At 70.3% G+C, this 17,048-nt stretch carries 16 protein-coding genes and 1 pseudogene; 16 read left to right on the forward strand and 1 reads right to left on the reverse strand.

Annotated elements, in window-relative coordinates; all coding sequences use genetic code 11:
- The 4 genes from GZ998_RS03350 to ffh all read left to right on the forward strand — a co-directional run.
- Positions 1–1,257: AAA family ATPase (locus GZ998_RS03350; RefSeq protein ID WP_257504973.1), on the forward strand; the 1,257-nt coding region annotated here is incomplete at its 5' end.
- A gap of 109 nt (positions 1,258–1,366) precedes the next feature.
- A complete protein-coding gene (locus tag GZ998_RS03355) occupies positions 1,367–1,720 on the forward strand; it encodes a hypothetical protein (RefSeq protein WP_161924409.1) in 354 nt (117 codons plus the stop codon).
- Between the two features lie 72 nt (positions 1,721–1,792).
- Positions 1,793–3,001 carry a signal recognition particle-docking protein FtsY gene (gene ftsY / locus GZ998_RS03360; protein WP_219109028.1) on the forward strand — a complete coding sequence of 403 codons (1,209 nt, stop codon included), beginning with the start codon at positions 1,793–1,795 and terminating at the stop codon, positions 2,999–3,001.
- 202 nt (positions 3,002–3,203) lie between these two features.
- Complete coding sequence (gene ffh / locus GZ998_RS03365; protein ID WP_219109029.1) at positions 3,204–4,898, forward strand: signal recognition particle protein; 1,695 nt, start codon at positions 3,204–3,206, stop codon at positions 4,896–4,898.
- 75 nt (positions 4,899–4,973) lie between these two features.
- Here ffh and GZ998_RS03370 read toward each other — a convergent pair whose 3' ends face one another.
- Entirely contained in the window at positions 4,974–6,353 is a 1,380-nt protein-coding gene (locus GZ998_RS03370; protein ID WP_219109030.1) for a hypothetical protein, read from the reverse strand.
- Positions 6,354–6,780: 427 nt separating this feature from the next.
- Between GZ998_RS03370 and GZ998_RS03375 the strand changes: the two genes are divergently transcribed.
- The 12 genes and pseudogenes from GZ998_RS03375 to GZ998_RS03430 all read left to right on the forward strand — a co-directional run.
- Positions 6,781–8,268: an alanine/glycine:cation symporter family protein gene (locus GZ998_RS03375; protein WP_308807149.1), complete on the forward strand. Its 1,488-nt coding sequence runs from the start codon at positions 6,781–6,783 to the stop codon at positions 8,266–8,268.
- A gap of 278 nt (positions 8,269–8,546) precedes the next feature.
- Entirely contained in the window at positions 8,547–8,987 is a 441-nt protein-coding gene (rpsP, locus tag GZ998_RS03380; protein ID WP_161924405.1) for a 30S ribosomal protein S16, read from the forward strand.
- Position 8,988: 1 nt separating this feature from the next.
- Positions 8,989–9,225: an RNA-binding protein gene (locus tag GZ998_RS03385; protein ID WP_108967793.1), complete on the forward strand. Its 237-nt coding sequence runs from the start codon at positions 8,989–8,991 to the stop codon at positions 9,223–9,225.
- A gap of 225 nt (positions 9,226–9,450) precedes the next feature.
- Positions 9,451–10,008 (forward strand): ribosome maturation factor RimM, encoded by a 558-nt coding sequence (gene rimM / locus GZ998_RS03390; RefSeq protein WP_161924404.1) that lies wholly within the window; start codon positions 9,451–9,453, stop codon positions 10,006–10,008.
- The gene (gene trmD / locus GZ998_RS03395) at positions 10,005–11,585 is read left to right on the forward strand and encodes a tRNA (guanosine(37)-N1)-methyltransferase TrmD (protein WP_219109031.1); all 1,581 of its coding nucleotides are present in this window, start codon (positions 10,005–10,007) and stop codon (positions 11,583–11,585) included. Before rimM ends, trmD begins: the two co-directional genes overlap by 4 nt.
- A gap of 204 nt (positions 11,586–11,789) precedes the next feature.
- Positions 11,790–12,140: a 50S ribosomal protein L19 gene (gene rplS / locus GZ998_RS03400; RefSeq protein WP_161924402.1), complete on the forward strand. Its 351-nt coding sequence runs from the start codon at positions 11,790–11,792 to the stop codon at positions 12,138–12,140.
- Between the two features lie 109 nt (positions 12,141–12,249).
- Entirely contained in the window at positions 12,250–13,116 is an 867-nt protein-coding gene (lepB, locus tag GZ998_RS03405; protein WP_308807150.1) for a signal peptidase I, read from the forward strand.
- A complete protein-coding gene (locus GZ998_RS03410; protein ID WP_219109032.1) occupies positions 13,113–13,916 on the forward strand; it encodes a ribonuclease HII in 804 nt (267 codons plus the stop codon). Before lepB ends, GZ998_RS03410 begins: the two co-directional genes overlap by 4 nt.
- Positions 13,917–13,923: 7 nt before the next feature.
- Positions 13,924–14,229 (forward strand): DUF2469 domain-containing protein, encoded by a 306-nt coding sequence (locus GZ998_RS03415; RefSeq protein WP_161924401.1) that lies wholly within the window; start codon positions 13,924–13,926, stop codon positions 14,227–14,229.
- 395 nt (positions 14,230–14,624) lie between these two features.
- Positions 14,625–15,155: a YraN family protein gene (locus tag GZ998_RS03420; RefSeq protein WP_257504974.1), complete on the forward strand. Its 531-nt coding sequence runs from the start codon at positions 14,625–14,627 to the stop codon at positions 15,153–15,155.
- The gene (locus GZ998_RS03425) at positions 15,155–16,732 is read left to right on the forward strand and encodes a YifB family Mg chelatase-like AAA ATPase (protein WP_219109033.1); all 1,578 of its coding nucleotides are present in this window, start codon (positions 15,155–15,157) and stop codon (positions 16,730–16,732) included. Before GZ998_RS03420 ends, GZ998_RS03425 begins: the two co-directional genes overlap by 1 nt.
- Positions 16,729–17,048, forward strand: a pseudogene (locus tag GZ998_RS03430) (DNA processing protein DprA); the annotation flags it as partial. The gene GZ998_RS03425 and the pseudogene GZ998_RS03430, both read left to right, overlap by 4 nt.

The raw sequence follows: 17,048 nt of genomic DNA on the forward strand, positions 1-17,048 counted from the left end.
GAGACGGAGGCGCGCCTGGCCCTGCGCACCGCCGAGGAGCGGGAGCGCAGCGTCCGCGGCCGGGCCGACTCCCTGCGGGCTGCCGCCCGCCGCGAGCGGCAGCAGCGGGCTGCCGCCGCCCGCGCGGAGCAGGCCCGCAAGGCGCGGCTGGCAACGGCTGCGCAGGTGCGGGACCAGGCCCGCACCGCCGCGGAGACCGGCCGCACCTGGGTGGAGCAGGCGCAGGGGGAGCGCGCCCGTATCGAGGCCGAACGCGCCGGCGCCGCGGCGGCGGTCGCCGATGTCCGCAGGCAACTGGACGCCCTGGCTGCTGAAATGTCCGCGCTGTCCGACGCCGCCCACCGCGACGAGATCGCCCGTGCCGAGCAGAGCATGCGGCTGGAGAATCTGGCCGAGCGCGCCATGAATGAGCTGGGCCTGGAACTGGACCCCTTGGTGGAGGAGTACGGGCCCCACATGCTCGTGCCGGACGCGGAGGCGGAAGCCGCCGCGGCCGAAGCCGCTGCCGATCGGGACGGGGCTGCCGACGCGGCCGACGTTGAGGAGCAGTCTCAGGGCGCGCAGATGGAATCTGCCGCGCACCCGACCGGCCGGCCCTATGTGCGTGCCGAGCAGGAGAAGCGCCTGGCGCGGGCGAACCGGGACTTGGCGCGCTTGGGCAAGGTCAACCCGCTGGCCCTGGAGGAGCACGCGGCCCTGGAGGAGCGCCACCGCTTCCTGGCCGAGCAGCTCGCCGACCTCAAGCAGTCCCGCGCCGACCTAATGCGCATCGTCGAAGACGTGGATCAGCGCGTGCAGGAGGTGTTCACCCAGGCCTACGCGGACACCGCCCGCGAGTTCGCGATCGTCTTCGACCGGCTCTTCCCCGGCGGCGAGGGGCGCCTGGTACTAACCGACCCCGACGACATGCTCACCACCGGCATCGACATTGAGGCCCGGCCCGCGGGCAAGAAGGTCAAGCGCCTGTCCCTGCTGTCCGGCGGGGAGCGCTCGCTGGCCGCGGTGGCGCTGCTGGTGGCGATCTTCCGTGCCCGCCCCTCTCCGTTTTACGTCATGGATGAGGTGGAGGCGGCCCTGGACGACACCAACTTGGGGCGGCTGCTGGACATCTTCACCGAGCTGCGGGCCTCCAGCCAGCTGATCATCATCACCCACCAGAAGCGCACCATGGAGATCGCCGACGCCCTGTACGGCATCACCATGCGTGACGGCGTCACCCAGGCGGTCTCCCAGCGGCTCTCATCCGCCACCCAGTGAGGCATTGGAGCATAGCGGGCGAACTGTGATGAACACGGCGCTGTCTGGTGGGCGACACGGCGCCCCCTGCTCGGTGGAGCCGTGACCAACGGAAGGCACAATTATGCCCATGGGTTCCATGATCCTTCCCCTCGTCGTCGTCCTAGTCGCCGCTCTGATCGTGCTCGGCCTGGTCGTCGCCGAGCGCTACCCGGTCGACACCTGGCGCGACCGGCTGCGCGACCTGGTCGGGGTGGCCAGGGAGAAGGAGGAGCACGTAACCGTGGTGCCGCAGGAGGCTCGGCTGGAGGACCTGATGACCCGGGACGACTCCGCCGTCTACGTCGGCACGGATTCCTTCTCCGGACTGGTGGACGTCGTGGAGAAGGCTATGGACACCGCCGAGTCCAAGGCCGCCGAGGTGCGTCGCAGCAAGGACGCCGCTGTGGCCCGACGCGCCCGGGAGACTGCTGCACAGCACTAACCGCCCTGTCGGCCCCCGGGGTGGGGCGTCCACACTTGCCCGCCCCCGTGGGCGATCAGGCATGATGGGTCCATGGATCCCTTGCTGATCGTCCTCATAGTCGTCATCGTGCTCGCCGTGGCCGGCGGAATCTGGTTCTACGCGGGCCGCAACCGTGGCGGTGAGGTGCCGCCGGAGGTCAGCGCTCACAAGCCCACCAGCGCCGACGACGTCCTGCTCGCCCCGCCGCAGGAGCAGACCGTCGAGGCCGAGACCCGTCCCGGCCCGGCCCCGGCGGAAGCGGCACCCGAGCCCGTGGTGGCGGGCACGCAGGCCACCCTGGAGCGCCCCGAGTCCATTCCCGGACGCATGCAGCGACTGCGCTCGCGCCTGGCCGGCGCCGGCGGCTTCGGCCGGGCCATCCTCGCAGTCCTGTCCCGCGGGGACCTCACCGAGGCCGACTGGGAGGAGATCGAGGACACGCTGCTGACCTCCGACCTGGGACTCGAGGTCACTACGTCCCTCATGGATGAGTTGCGCACCCAGGCCAAGGTGCTGGACACCTCCGATCCCGCCGCCATCCGCGCCGTGCTGCGCCAGGAGCTGCTGAAGCTGGTAGGCCCCGGCATGGACCGCTCCCTGAACCTGGACAAGCCCGCCCCTGCCGAGGGATGGAACGGCGCCGACGGCGAGCCGGCCGCCGCCGTGCTCATGGTCGGCGTCAACGGCACCGGCAAGACCACAACCTGCGGCAAGCTGGCCCGTGTGCTCGTTGCGGAGGACAAGAGCGTCGTCATGGGCGCCGCCGACACCTTCCGTGCCGCCGCCGCCGATCAGTTGACCACCTGGGGTGAGCGGGTCGGCGTCGAGGTCGTCCGCTCCGAGCGGGAGGGGGCCGATCCCGCCTCGGTCGCCTATGACGCCACCCGCGTGGCCGCCCGCGACGGCGTGGACGTGGTGGTGGTAGACACCGCCGGGCGCCTGCAGAACAAGGCCGGGCTCATGGATGAGCTGGGCAAGATCAAGCGGGTCATGGAGAAGGTCGCACCCGTGGGGGAGGTGCTGCTGGTGCTGGACGCCACCACCGGGCAGAACGGCATGCGCCAGGCGCAGGTATTCTCCGAGGCCGTCGGTATCACCGGCATCGTGCTGACCAAGCTGGACGGCACCGCCAAGGGCGGCATCGTGGTCACTGTGCAGAAGGAGCTGGGCGTGCCCGTCAAGCTGGTCGGCCTGGGTGAGGGTGCTGACGACTTGGCGCCCTTCGACCCGGAGGGCTTCGTAGACGCCCTGCTCGGCTGACCGCCTGCCGCGCGTCCGCGGTGCCTGCGGCCACCTGTACGCCTGCACTGTGCGTGAGGGCCCGCACGTCCCCTAGGGTGGGACGGCGCGGGCCCTCACCGCTATCCTGAAGCGTGCGCCGCGTTGCGCCGACCGGGTGGCGACGCGCACATCAGCCAGACCCTCCAACCACCTGCGCCCCGGCGCCAAGGAAGGACACCGCGTGTTCGGCAACCTCTCCGACCGGCTCACCGCCTCGTTCAACTCGCTGCGCGGCAAGGGCCGCCTGAGCGAAGCGGACATTGACGCCACCGTCTCCGAGATCCGCCGCGCCCTCCTCGAGGCTGACGTCGCCCTGCCGGTGGTGCGCTCCTTCACTGCCGCCGTGCGGGAGAAGGCCAAGGATGCCGCCCGCTCGCAGGCCCTGAACCCGGCCCAGCAGGTCGTGCGCATCGTCAACGATGAGCTCATCGAGGTCCTGGGCGGTGAGTCCCGGGAGCTGAACTGGGCCGACCGCGGTCCCACCATCATCATGCTGGCCGGTCTGCAGGGCGCCGGTAAGACCACACTGGCGGGCAAGCTCGGCCGCTGGCTCAAGCAGGAGCACAAGCGCACCCTCCTGGTCGCCTCTGACCTGCAGCGCCCCAACGCCGTCACCCAGCTCAGCGTGGTGGCCGAGCGCGCCGGGGTGGACGTATGGGCCCCTGAGCCCGGCAATGGCGTGGGCGACCCGGTTGCGGTGGCCCGCAGCGGCGTCGAGCAGGGGCGGGCGCACGGCTACGACGTCGTCGTCATCGACACCGCCGGCCGCCTGGGTGTGGACGCGGAGATGATGGATCAGGCCATCCGCATCCGCGACGCGGTGTCCCCTAACGAGATCCTGTTCGTGCTGGACGCCATGGTCGGTCAGGACGCCGTCAACACCTCCGTGGCCTTCCGCGACGGCGTGGGCTTCACCGGCGTGGTCCTGTCCAAGCTCGACGGCGACGCCCGCGGTGGTGCCGCCCTGTCCGTGCGCGGGGTCACCGGTGCGCCAGTGCTGTTCTCCTCCACCGGCGAGGGGCTGGACGACTTCGAGCGCTTCCACGCCGACCGCATGGCCTCCCGCATCCTGGACATGGGTGACCTGCTCACCCTGATCGAGCAGGCCGAACGCGCCTTCGATGAGAAGGAGGCCGAGGACGCCGCGGCGAAGCTCGCCTCCGGCACCTTCACCCTGGACGACTTCCTGTCCCAGCTGCGCCAGCTCCGCAAGATGGGATCGATGAAGAAGCTGCTGGGCATGATGCCCGGCATGGGGCAGATGCGCGAGGCCCTGGAGAACTTCGACGAGCGGGAGGTCGACCGCATCGAGGCGATCGTCTGCTCCATGACCCCGGCCGAGCGCCGCGACCTGTCCATTCTCAACGGCTCGCGCCGCTCCCGCATCGCCAAGGGCTCCGGCACCACCGTGCAGGCCGTCAACGAGCTGGTCAACCGCTTCGAGGCCGCCAAGAAGATGATGGAGGCCATGGCCGCAGGCGGCCCGAGTGCGCTGGGCGGTCCCGGTGGCATGCCCGGCATGGGCTCGCTGCCGTCAATGGGCAAGCGCTCGAAGGCCCGCCAGGCGCCGAAGGGCAAGAAGCGCAAGGGTGGCAAGAAGGGGCGCTCCGGCAACCCCGCCAAGGCCGCTCGGCAGGCTCGGGAGGCGGCCGCCGCCCGAGCCCAAAAGGACGTCACCGAATCACCCGCACCCGCACCGGCGGGCTCCGCCTTTGGCCTGGGCCAGTCCGCCGCCGCGGCGCCCAGCTACGGCATCATGCCGGGACAGGGAGCGGCAACCGCGGCGCAGTCGCAGCCGCAGCCGGGCGAAGACGAGGTTGCCGATGCCATGGCCGCCCTGCCGGAGGACCTGCGCCGTCACCTGGGCCTGGGCTGAGGAGCACCGACCTGATCGCGGAGCCCCAGCTCTTGCCGGGCACGTCGGTGACTTCCCCGGTCGCCTCTGTGGGGCTCACTGTGCGGGCATGTAGGCGACAACATCGGAGCCCACGAGGACGAGGATTAGATCATCGCTCATTCGCGCCAGGCCCCGATTCCCGCGGCTAGCCCGTGAGCGCTCCGGGACCAGGGCCTGTCCCGACTCGGTGTCGAGCACAACGGCCCACGCGCTCACCACTGGTCGTGAGCGGATCAACAGGCTGCCTCCATCGGCGGTCAGCATTGACAGGACCTGGTAGGAGGCGCCTTGGAGATAATCATCCATGAGCACACCATCGGGCAGGTCGATCTCGTTGTCGTTCAATATGCATGCAGAGGTGCTTCGGCACTGCAGGATCACATCCGCCCACTCGAAGTCTCCGTCGCGGTAGGCCGCGCGCAGCTGCGCGAGCATTGGCAACCCATCATTGGCGAGCACCACAGTGGGAGGCTCGTTGATGACGGGGAAGGGCTCGCCCTCCTGCCCGCTGGAGGTAATCAGGGTGGCTTGATCCCTGGAGTCGGACAGGCGCAACCAGCCGTCGCGCGCCGGAATGAATACGGAGGGGACCTCGGCGCTTGATGAACTGGCGGGCCAGTTGCCGTGAAGCGAGCCGTCCGCCAGAGACAGCAGGGCGTGGGCACGGGTGCTTCTGGACTCGATGTTCACCTGGGCCAGCAGCAATCCGTCTTCGGTGTTGCCGCCGGGACCGTAGCCGGGGATCGGATAGACCGAGTCCTCCTCGTAGCTCCGCTCCCACCGTTGCGAGGGGGCGCCGCCATTCCAGTCCCAGGCGGAGCACGTGGTGTCTCTGGCTGCGCCATATGCGCTGCGGCAGACGACGGCCACTTCTTCCGCGACGGAGGTGACGTTGCCGCTTTTCCCGGCCCAGGGAGCTTGTGTCAGGTCGCCGGTAGACGGGTCGAGCAGCAGGCGTCTGGCCACCAAGTATCCGCCCCACCACTGGCTGTAATCGTCAAAATACAGCCGGCTGATGTCGTCTCCGTCGTAGTCGTCGCCGGACCTGGTCCAAAGCTGCACGGGACCCGCGTCGGTGAGGCGGTAGCCGGTGACCTGCGCGGGCGTGTCCAGGTATCGGTTGGAGGCGATCACCAGGCAGTCTCCGGCGGAGAACGCCCACCAACTGGGAGTGTTGCGCAGTTCGCCCCGACCGCTGTCCAGGCGCCACTTCTCCGCCCAGCCGGTTGGGAGTGCGGGAGTGTCTAAGACGGTCGTCGTCGAGCAGCCGGTTTGTGCGGGCGGCTCCACCACGGGGTTTACGGTGCGTACCGTTGGGGATGCGGAGCCAGCAGAGATGCTGGTGTCATCCGTGAGTCCGAGTCGCCCTGAGAGGGCGCTGGCGCAGATGATTACCAGGACGGCGGCTGTAACTGCGGTGAGTGCTCGGCGCATCCCGACGTCCTTCGGACCTTGTGGCTTGCGTTTGCCCGAGCCGCGTGGCGACCCGCTTCCGAATGCCCGCGATGGGCCGAGCGGCCTGCGCGGCTGCGTGTTGCCAGGACGCGGCAGGTTGCTGGTCGAAGCTTTCGGCGGCGCTGAACGGGAGGACGCGCCGTTGGCGGTGGAGGGCCGCACGGGACTGGAGCCGATCAGCTCACGCGGTGGCCGGATGGAGGAGGGGGCCCCGGGTGGCTGGATGCTGCGACGGGAGAACAGGCTCATGCCCCGAACATTACGGTACGGTCAACCGGGGTGGTGTGCAGTCTCGGAATTGAAAACCTGGGAGGGTCGTGTCCAATTCTCGTGCACGGGTCATCCGCCGTCGCCGCCTGGGGTACTCTCACACTCGCCCCGCCATCCCCGACGGACGGAATCAAGCGTGTCCGCTGCACTTACCGAGGCCCTGTCCGGCTTCGAGAGCTTTGTCTCCGGCAACATCCTGGTCTGGATACTTCTAGGTACCGGCCTGTACCTGACCATAAGCACTCGCGCAGTCCAGCTGCGCCTGTTCTTGCGCGCCGTGCGTCTGGTCGCGCACTCCCGCCACCAGCGCGGCTCCCTGTCCAGCTTCCAGGCCTTCGTGATCGGCCTGGGCGGGCGCGTGGGCACCGGCAATATCGCCGGCGTGGCCCTGGCCGTGACCCTTGGCGGCCCCGGCGCCCTGCTGTGGATGTGGGTGGTGGCGATTCTCGGTATGGCCACCAGCTTCGCCGAGTCGACCCTCGCCCAGGTCTTCAAGGTCCGCAATGCCGACGGCATCTTCCGCGGTGGGCCCGCCTACTACATGCAGCGGGGCATCGGCCGTGGCGCCCTGGGCCGGGGTATGGGCATCGCGTTCGCCGTGATGCTGGTGTTCTCCTACGGGCTCATCTTCCCCATGGTGCAGTCCAACACCATCGCCCTGACCCTGGCCGAGGCCCACGGCGTGAGCACCTCAGTCACGGCTGTCGTGCTGATGGTGCTCACCGCGCCGATCCTCCTGGCCGGCATGCGCGTAGTGGCCAAGGTGACTGAGTGGCTAGTCCCGCTGATGGCCCTGGCCTACCTGGTGGTGGTGCTGGTGGTCATCATCGTCTCGATCGACCGGGTTCCCGGTGTGTTCGCCGACATCTTCGCCGGAGCCTTCAACCTGCGCTCGGGGCTGGCCGGAACCGGCGGAGGCATCTTTGCCACCTTCCTCAACGGCACCAAGCGGGGACTGTTCTCCAACGAGGCCGGCCAGGGCTCCTCCCCGAACGGTGCCGCCACCGCCGACGTCGCCCATCCCGTCACCCAGGGCCTGATCCAGGCGCTGGGCGTGTGCGTGGACACCCTGCTGATCTGCACGGCCACGGGGCTCACGATCCTGCTGGCCTCCCCGTCCGTCTATACCCCCGGGATACAGCCCCAGTGGGCCAAGACCACCCTCGTCCAGCATGCGCTGGCCGACGCCGTGCCCGGCAACTGGGTCATCTGGTTCATGAGCTTCGTGGTGCTCACCTTCGCCTACTCCTCGGTCCTGGGGTACTCGGCCTTCGCCGAGATCAATGTCAGCTACCTCGGCGGTGGGCGAGGGGCGGGCGTCGCACTGCGGCTGGCTATGACCGTCGCCACCGGTCTGGGCGCACTCGCCGCACTGGAACTGGCCTGGGTGCTGGCCGACGTCGCCCTGGCGCTGATGACGATCCTGAACCTGGTCGCCGTGCTGTGGCTGTCGCGGTGGGTACTGGCCGCGCTCAAGGACTACGACGCGCAGCTGCGCACGGGAGTCGCCGAGCCGGTGTTCGTCGCTCCCGGGAACCCGCTGCTGCCCGGTGAGCTGGACGGCGACGTGTGGACCGCGGACCGGGCCGTCCTGCGCCAGGAGAGCCTCCACGAAGAGATTTGAGCGCGAGCCCGCTTCCGGCGGGGCAGTAAGGCGCCGCCGGGGCAGGGCATGGCGGGTCGGTGCGGGCGCTGTGGGCGATATCGCACGTATTCCGTGCAGCGCAGGCGGCATGCGGCTGGCACACGGCGGCGTTGCTCTGGCAGAATGCACGGCTGTACTCGACCGTTCCCGGTCCCTCTCCCGGTGCGATCGCGTCTCGCCTTAACCGGCCTCCGCTGCTGTAACCCCACCGGGAGTCGGCATGGGCCAAACCATCGAGAACCAGGAGTTTCACCCAAGTGGCAGTTAAGATTCGCCTCAAGCGCCTCGGCAAGAAGTTCGCCCCCTTCTACCGGGTGGTCGTCGTCGATTCCCGCAAGAAGCGCGATGGTCGTGTCATCGAGGAGATCGGCGTTTACGACCCGATGCAGGAGCCCTCGCTCATTCGCATCGACTCCGAGCGGGCCCAGTACTGGCTCGGCGTAGGCGCACAGCCCTCCGACGCCGTCTTCAACCTGCTCAAGATCACCGGCGACTACCACACCTTCAAGGGTCTCAAGGGAGTCAAGCCCCGCCTGAAGGTCAAGGACGCCGAGGCCGATGCCGCCGCGAAGCAGGCTGCCGTCAAGGCCGTTGCCGACGATGCCGAGAAGCGCAAGGCTGACGCCGCCGCCAAGCAGGCTGAGGCACAGGCGGCCGCCGCCGAGGAGACGGCCGAGGCCCCGGCCGAGGAGGCCTGACGTGCTCGCCGACGCACTCGAACACCTCGTGCGCGGCATCGTCGACAACCCCGACGACGTCACCGTCACGGCCCGGACGCTGCGACGCGGCGACCTGCTCGAGGTACGGGTCAACCCCGACGACCTCGGCCGCGTGATCGGCCGGTCGGGACGCACTGCGCGCGCCCTGCGCACCGTAGTCGGCGCCCTGGCGGACTCGCCGGTACGTGTGGACGTCGTCGACACCGACCGCCGCTGACGCCGGCGCGAGGTTCTACCAGTGCCGCCGCCCGCATCCCACCTCGGGGTGCGGGCGGCGGCACTGTTGCACGACCCTGGGCGGCACTGCACGACCTTGGTGTGTGTTGCACGACCCCGGGGTGGTCGTGGAACGTGCACCAAGGTCGTGGAACGCGGCCTGAGGCCGTGTGGTGCCTGCGATGGGGATGCGCGCGGCAGGGGCACACGCGGTAGGTTTAGGCCCGTGCTGCTAACCGTTGCCGTCATTGGTCCCGCCCATGCGCTCAAGGGCGAGGTCCGCCTGGAGATCCGCACCGACGACCCCGAGGGGCGGCTCGCCCCCGGCAGCGTGCTGCCGGCCGAACCCGCGGCCGGGCCGGCCGCCGCGGGGTACCTGACCGTCTCCCGCCTGCGCTTCGACGGATCCCGCTGGTTCGCCGCCTTCGCCGAGGCCCGCGATCGCACCGGAGCCGAGGCGCTGCGCGGCGTCAAGCTGCTGGTGGAGACCGACGCCGAGGAGCCGGAGGAGGACGACGACGCCTGGTACGCCCACGAGCTGACCGGACTCCGGGCCATCGAGCTCCTGCCCGACCACACCGTGCGGGAACTCGGCGAGGTCAGCGGCCTGGAACCGGGCGTCGCCCAGGACCGGCTGCTGGTGCGCACCCCCGACGGGCAGGAGGTGGCCGTGCCCTTCGTGGAGGAACTGGTCCCGGAGATCGACCCAGACGCCGGCACCGTGACCATCGACCCGCCCGGTGGCCTGTTTCCCGGTGTGGGTGAGGCCGAGGAGGACCGGTGAGCCGCCTTGCAGCCGCAGCCGGGCCGCAGGCACGCCCGCCTGCCCCGGCATCCCTACGGCTGGATGTGGTGACGATCTTCCCCGACTACCTGCGGGTGCTGGACCTGTCCCTGATCGGGCGTGCCAATGCCGAGGGCTTACTGGACCTGCACGTACACGACCTGCGCGACTGGACCCATGACCGCCACCGCACCGTGGACGACACCCCGGTGGGCGGGGGAGCGGGCATGGTGATGAAGCCCGACGTGTGGGGCGCAGCCCTGGACGACGTTCTCGCCGCCGCCCTGCCCACTGACACGCCGGGAACGGGAGCAGCAGTTGCCGCTCCCGCGGCGGGTAGCAGCGCCGTGGGCACGCGCACGCCCCGTCGCGTCCTAGTGATCCCCACCCCCTCCGGTGCCCTGTTCACCCAGCGCACCGCAGAGGACCTGGCCGACGCGGACCAGCTCGTATTCGCCTGTGGACGCTATGAGGGCATCGACGCCCGTGTGGCCCAGCACTATGCAGCGAACGGCCTGGAGGTGCGCGAGGTGTCGATTGGCGACTACGTGCTCAACGGCGGGGAGGCCGCTGCGCTGGTCATGATCGAGGCCATCGCCCGTCTGCGGCCCGGCGTGCTGGGCAATCCAGAGTCCGTCGTCGAGGAGTCGCATACCGGAGCCGGCCTGCTGGAGTATCCCGTCTACGCCAGGCCAGTCGCCTGGCGCGGCCTGGACCTGGCGGCCACCGAGCCGGAGCTCCTCTCCGGGGATCATGCCCGTGTCGCCCGCCACCGGCGTGACCAGGCGATTGCCCGCACGGCGGCTCGCCGCCCCGACCTGATCGCGCGCGCCGATCCTGCCCTGCTGGACGCCGGCGACCGCGTCGCCCTGGTGCGTAACGGCTGGGTCGCCCCGGCCGGGGCCACCCGGCCGGTACCGCTGGTGATTCGCCCGGCCTTGGAGGACGACCTCGAGCCGCTGGCGGAGTTGGCCGCGAGTACCTTCCCCGATGCCTGCCCGAGCTTCCTTACCGACGCGCAGATCGCCGCTCATATCGCCGTCAACCTCTCACCGCGGCGCCTCGCGGAATGGCTCGCAGATCCACGGGTGGTGCTCACGGTCGCCGAGCTGCCGGACGGCCTGCCGCCAGGGGCGGCCGACAGCGCGGGTCGCGCACCGCTGCCGGCCGGAGCCCTGGTCGGCTACAGCGCCGTGGTGGCCGAGGTCCCTGACGCCGACGGCGCCCTCCCGGTCGGCCTCGATCCGCGTCCACCGTCCGTGACCGTCCCGGCCGGCGCCGACGGCACCGACGGTATGGCCGCGGAGCTGTCCAAGGTGTACGTGGATGCAGGCCTGCGCGCCTCCGGGATAGCGGCCGTCCTACTCGCCGAGTGCATTTGCGACGCGGACACCATGGGCGCCACCACCTTGTGGCTGGGCACCAATGACGCTAACCGGCGCGCCCAGAAGGCTTACCGGCGCGCCGGCTTCCGCAAGGTGGGCACGCGCACCTACCAGGTAGGCGGCAGCCGCTGCCGCGACGTGGTCATGGCCCTGGACCCGCGCGGTGCGGCGCGCGTGAAATCCAGCACGTGACCGGGTTCGCCTGTATAGCGGAGCAACGCCTGTGGCAGACTGGACCGGCCTCGGGCCTCGAACCGCCTCTGCCACTGGGGAGGCGGCCAGGAGCAGGACCCGGAGGCACCAGAACGCGGCATTCGTCGTCGGCCGGTACCCCGGTCGGGCGGGTCCGCCTGTTAAGCGCCCGCTGACCAGTGGCACGGACGTGGAGAGATATCAATGACCAACCTGATCGACCAGATCAACGCCGCCTCTGTGCGCGACGACATCCCGAAGTTCCGGGCCGGTGACACCCTCAGGGTCCACGTGCGAGTCGTAGAGGGCTCCCGCACCCGCGTCCAGGTCTTCCAGGGCGTGGTGATCGCCCGCAAGGGCTCCGGCGTGTCGGAGACCTTCACGATCCGCAAGGTCTCCTTCGGTGTTGGCGTGGAGCGCACCTTCCCGGTGAACACGCCGACCATTGAGAAGATCGAGGTCGTCACGCGCGGAGACGTGCGCCGGGCCAAGCTGTACTACCTGCGCAACCTGCACGGCAAGGCTGCGAAGATCAAGGAGTACCGCGCCAACTGACGGCTCGGCCTTCTCCGAGCCCTGGTGCCCGGGGCCTGCGGGTCCCGGGCACCGGCTTATCCCCGTCCCGACTCTGAAACCGTCCAGCCACTAATGCGAGAGGGAAACGGTGACCGCACCGCAGGAAGACGCCGTCGAGCTGCCTGACGCCAGCACCCCTGTCCCGGTGGCTTCCGAGGAACGCACCCGCGGGGTGGACAGCGCCGAGACACCGGATGATGCCGACGCCGGCGCGCTGCCGCCCTCCTACCGGCCGGTGCGTCGGCCCAAGCCCCTGGCCGCGCCCGCACGCGCAGGTGCTGAGCCCGCCGAGCCGCGGCGCCGCGGCTCAACCCTGCTGATCGTGCTGGCGGTACTGGTCGTAGTCGCCCTGGTCAAGACCTTCGTGGTCCAGACCTTCGGGATCCCCTCCGGCTCGATGGAGGACACCCTGCGGGAGGGCGACCGGGTGGCCGTGACCATGTACGACTCCGGCGACGTCGACCGCGGCGACATCGTAGTCTTCTCCGACCCGGACAACTGGCTCACGGTCACCGAGCCCACCGGTCTGCGGGGATTGGTACAGGACACGCTCATCTTCCTGCACCTGCTGCCCGAGAATACCGGCCACTACCTGATCAAGCGCGTCATCGGCGTGGGCGGGGACCACATTGTGGCCGACGGCAACGGCTCATTGTCGATCAACGGCGTCGAGGTCGACGAGCCCTACCTGAAACCTGGCCGCTCCGCCTCCGATGTCGCCTTCGATGTCACTGTCCCCGAGGGCTACGTGTGGGTAATGGGGGACAACCGCTCCAACTCGGCCGACTCCCGCTTCCACCAGGACGACGTCAACGGCGGGTTCGTCCCCCTGGATGACGTGGCCGGGATCGCCAAGATCGTGCTCTGGCCCTCCTCGCGCTGGTCCACCCTCTCCGACGGCGGTGCCTTCGACGCCGTGCCCGATGCCACCACTAGCACCGGCGCCCAGCCGTGAGCCCCGTCCGTATCCTCCCGGATCGTGAGCTGGAGGCCCGGCTCCTGGCCGAGTTCGAGCTGGTCGGCGGCATGGATGAGGTGGGGCGCGGGTCCCTGGCCGGGCCCGTCAGCGTCGGCCTGGCCATCGTCTCCCGCGATACGGCTCCCGTATTTCCCCCGGGGCTGGCCGATTCCAAGCGGCTCACGCCCCGCCGCCGGGAAGCACTTGTTGAACCCTGCCGCGCCTGGGCGGTCGACCACGCCGTCGGCCACGCCAGTCCCGCGGAGATCGACGCAGTCGGCATCCTCGGCGCCCTGCGGCTGGCCGGGCAGCGGGCGCTCGCCCAGGTCGCCTCCCGCGGTCATCTGCCCGGCGTCATCATCCTGGACGGCACTGTGAACTGGCTGCGCCCTCCCGCCGATCCCGCCCTGGCCGACGCGGCCGAGCAGACCACGGCGCTGGCTGCGGCGCCGGCCGGACAGGCGGTGTCAGTCGCGGGAGCGCCCGCCGCGCGGCCGGCCCCGTCGGTGCACACCGCCGTCAAGGCGGACGCCCACTGCGCCGTGGTAGCCGCCGCGTCCGTCCTGGCCAAGGTGGAGCGCGACGCGCTCATGACCGCCCTGCCCGACCCCGGCTACGACTGGGCGCGCAACAAGGGCTACGCCTCACCCGCCCACATCGAGGCACTGGCCCGGCTGGGCGCCAGCGACTGCCACCGCCGCTCCTGGCGCCTGCCCGGCCTGGACCGCTTCACCGGCACGGCTGTGGCCGACGCGCCCGCGGAACCTGCTGCACGAGGACGCGCCCATTGGGCATGATGACCGGGTGAGTGCTGAAGATCTGGAGTCGTATGAGAACGACTTGGAGCTCGACCTGTACCGCGAGTACCGCGACGTCATCTCCCTGTTCTCCTATGTCGTCGAGACGGAGCGCCGCTTCTACCTGGCCAACGCCGTGGACGTGCAGGTGCGCACCAACGGCGGGGAGGTGTTCTTCGAGCTGACCCTTGAGGACGCCTGGGTCTGGGACATCTATCGCGCCAGCCGCTTCGTGAAGTCCGTGCACGTGGTCACCTTCAAGGACGTCAATGTTGAGGAGCTGACCAAGCCGGAGATCGACGTCCCCTCCTGACGCTGTCGGCCTCGGCTGATCATCCGCGAGACGTGGGCCTGCGAGCTGCCGTCTGTAGCCGCCGCCACACCCCATTGCCCGGCTCCGCCGAGGCGTGTGCTCGTCCCTTGCGTACGCGTTCGCCTCCGACGACGCGTCCTGGAGCTTTCCCCGCGCCGACTCCGCTGAAGACTCGAAAACACGTACCTGGGGCGGGAGCTTGGCGGGAGCCGTAAGTCAGGGGGCGCGGAGGCGGTCCCCGTGCACTTGTCCGTGCGTACTTGGCGGTGCGCTCACTCAGCCGGGACTTCACCGGCGTCCACAGGCACCGTTCGCGCACCCCCAGTCCACAGGGCTCAAACCGCCCGCTGGCCCCCGTCACGCCGCGCGGGCACGCTGGTGTCGGAGGTCAAGCCATGTCAACCGCACCGCACGTCGCACAGTCCCAAGCCGATTACGTCGGCATACCCGTGATGCCGACCGCTCCGCCGTCCCCGGTGGCCGCACTGCCGTCCCCGGCGGTTGCCCCGCCGGACGATTCAGGCTCCGATGGGTCGCCCGGGACTGACTCCCGCCGTCTGATCGGCCAGCGTGGAGAGGCCATCGCGGCCCGCTACCTCACTGACTCGGGCTGGCGCATCCTGGATCGCAACTGGAGACCCGGCCCGGGCCTGCGCGGCGAGATCGACATCGTCGCCCTGGAGCCACGGCCCACGGGACCCGGTGTACTCGTGATCGTGGAGGTCAAGACCCGTACCTCTGCTGTGGCCGGTCCGCCCGCGGCCGCCGTCGGCCCGCTGAAGCTGCTTCGCCTGCGCTCGCTTGCCGTTGCCTGCGCTGCCGCACACTCCGTACCGCATTCGGCCCTGCGCCTGGATGTGGTCTCCGTCGAGTTGCGCGCTGGCCGTCCGGCCCTGCTGCGGCACCATCGTGGGGTGGGGGACTGATGGGACTGGCGCGCGCCCTCGCAGTCACCCTGACCGGACTGGCGGGGCACCTGGTGGAGGTTGAGGCTCATTCCGCCCACGGCCTGCCCGGGTTCACGCTTGTTGGATTGCCGGATACAGCCGTGCGCGAATCGCGTGAACGTGTCCGCGCAGCCTTGTCCACGTGCGGTGTTACCTGGGGTGAGCATCGTCTCACGGTGAATCTCTCCCCGGCCGACTTACCTAAGTCCGGTACCGGATTCGACCTGGCTCTGGCCCTGGCGGTGCTGGGCGCGCGCGGTCAACTGCCCGAGCGCGCCGTGAACCACATGGCTCGCACCGTATACATCGGGGAACTCGGACTGGACGGATCCGTTCATCCGGTGCGTGGCATCCTGCCGGCTGTTCGCGCCGCCGCCGACGCCGGGGTGACCGAGGTGGTGGTCGCCGCCGGCGCAGGCAGGGAGGCGGCCCTGGTGCCGGGCGTGGATGTCACCGCCGTCAGCCATATCGGCGAGCTGCTGGAACGCTACGGCGGGAAGCTGCACGGAAGGTCCCGGGAGCTCATGCGCCGCGCCCATCGGCAGGCAGCTGCGCAGGCCCACCGGCCGCCAGATGTACCCGTGCCGATGCGGGAACCGGATCTGGCCGATGTCGTCGGTCAGACGCAGGCGCGCCGTGCCTTGGAGGTGGCGGCTGCCGGCGGGCACCACCTCCTGCTGGTAGGTCCGCCCGGGGCAGGCAAGACCATGCTTGCCGAGCGCCTGCCCTCCATCCTTCCGCCACTTGACCCTGAGGACGCTGTCACCGTCACCTCGATCCACTCGCTGGCCGGTACCTTCAACGCCGACGCCGGGCTGCTCACCCGCCCGCCGCTGCGGGCGCCCCATCACACCGCCACCCGGGCGGCGGTGGTAGGCGGAGGCTCCGGGGTCCCCCGCCCGGGCGACGTCTCGTTGGCACACCGTGGCGTGCTGTTCCTGGATGAGGCCCCCGAGTTTCCTGCCGGTGTGCTCGACTGCCTGCGTCAGCCCCTGGAGTCTGGCTATGTCACGATCGACCGGGTTGGGGGACGCGCCACCTACCCGGCGGCCTTCCAGCTGGTGTTGGCCGCCAATCCCTGTCCCTGCGGGCGCTCCACCGGCCGCGGCCTGGAGTGCACCTGCACCTCCTTGCAACGGCGCCGCTACTTCTCCCGCCTGTCCGGCCCTCTGCTGGACCGGGTGGACATTCAAGTGGAGGTTGCGGCGGTTACCGCCGATGAGCTTGCTGCCACGGGAACTGGTGAGTCCAGTGCCGTGGTTGCCGGTCGCGTCGCCGAGGCTCGGGCACGGGCCGCTCGGCGGCTGGCGGACACGCCGTGGCGCCTGATGGGGGAGGTGCCCGGCGGCTGGCTGCGGTCGCCCGCATCCGGAACCGACCCCTCCCTGCTCGCCCCGCTTATGACCGCCCTGGACCGCGGTGACCTGTCCCTGCGGGGCGTGGACCGCGTGCTGCGGCTGGCCTGGACCCTGGCCGACCTCGGTTCCCGTCCCGCACCCACCCCCACAGACATCGGTGCCGCCCTGGCACTGCGCACGAGAGGAGCACGTCCATGAGCGAGCCCGTACCCGTATCCGACTCGGCGCCCACGGCGGAGTCCACAGCGGACCCCGGCACAGGCACCCGCCCGCTGCCCGGTACCGCCGCCGGGCAGGCCGAGACCTTAGCCCGGGCGACCTGGTCGCGGCTGGCCGAGCCCGCTGACGCCCACGCCTGCGCCCTGGTTGGCGGCCTCGGCGCGACCGGGGCGCTGGCCTGGCTCACTCAGGAGGCGCTGGATGCCGACGGCCGACCCCGGCCCGCACCGCGTCCGCCGCTGCCGCCCCGTGGGGATGCCGGCCGTGCCGGCGCCGACTGGGCCGTGGCCGCCGG

Origin of the sequence: Actinomyces sp. 594 (assembly GCF_019325145.1) — a bacterium.
Taxonomy (GTDB): domain Bacteria; phylum Actinomycetota; class Actinomycetes; order Actinomycetales; family Actinomycetaceae; genus Actinomyces.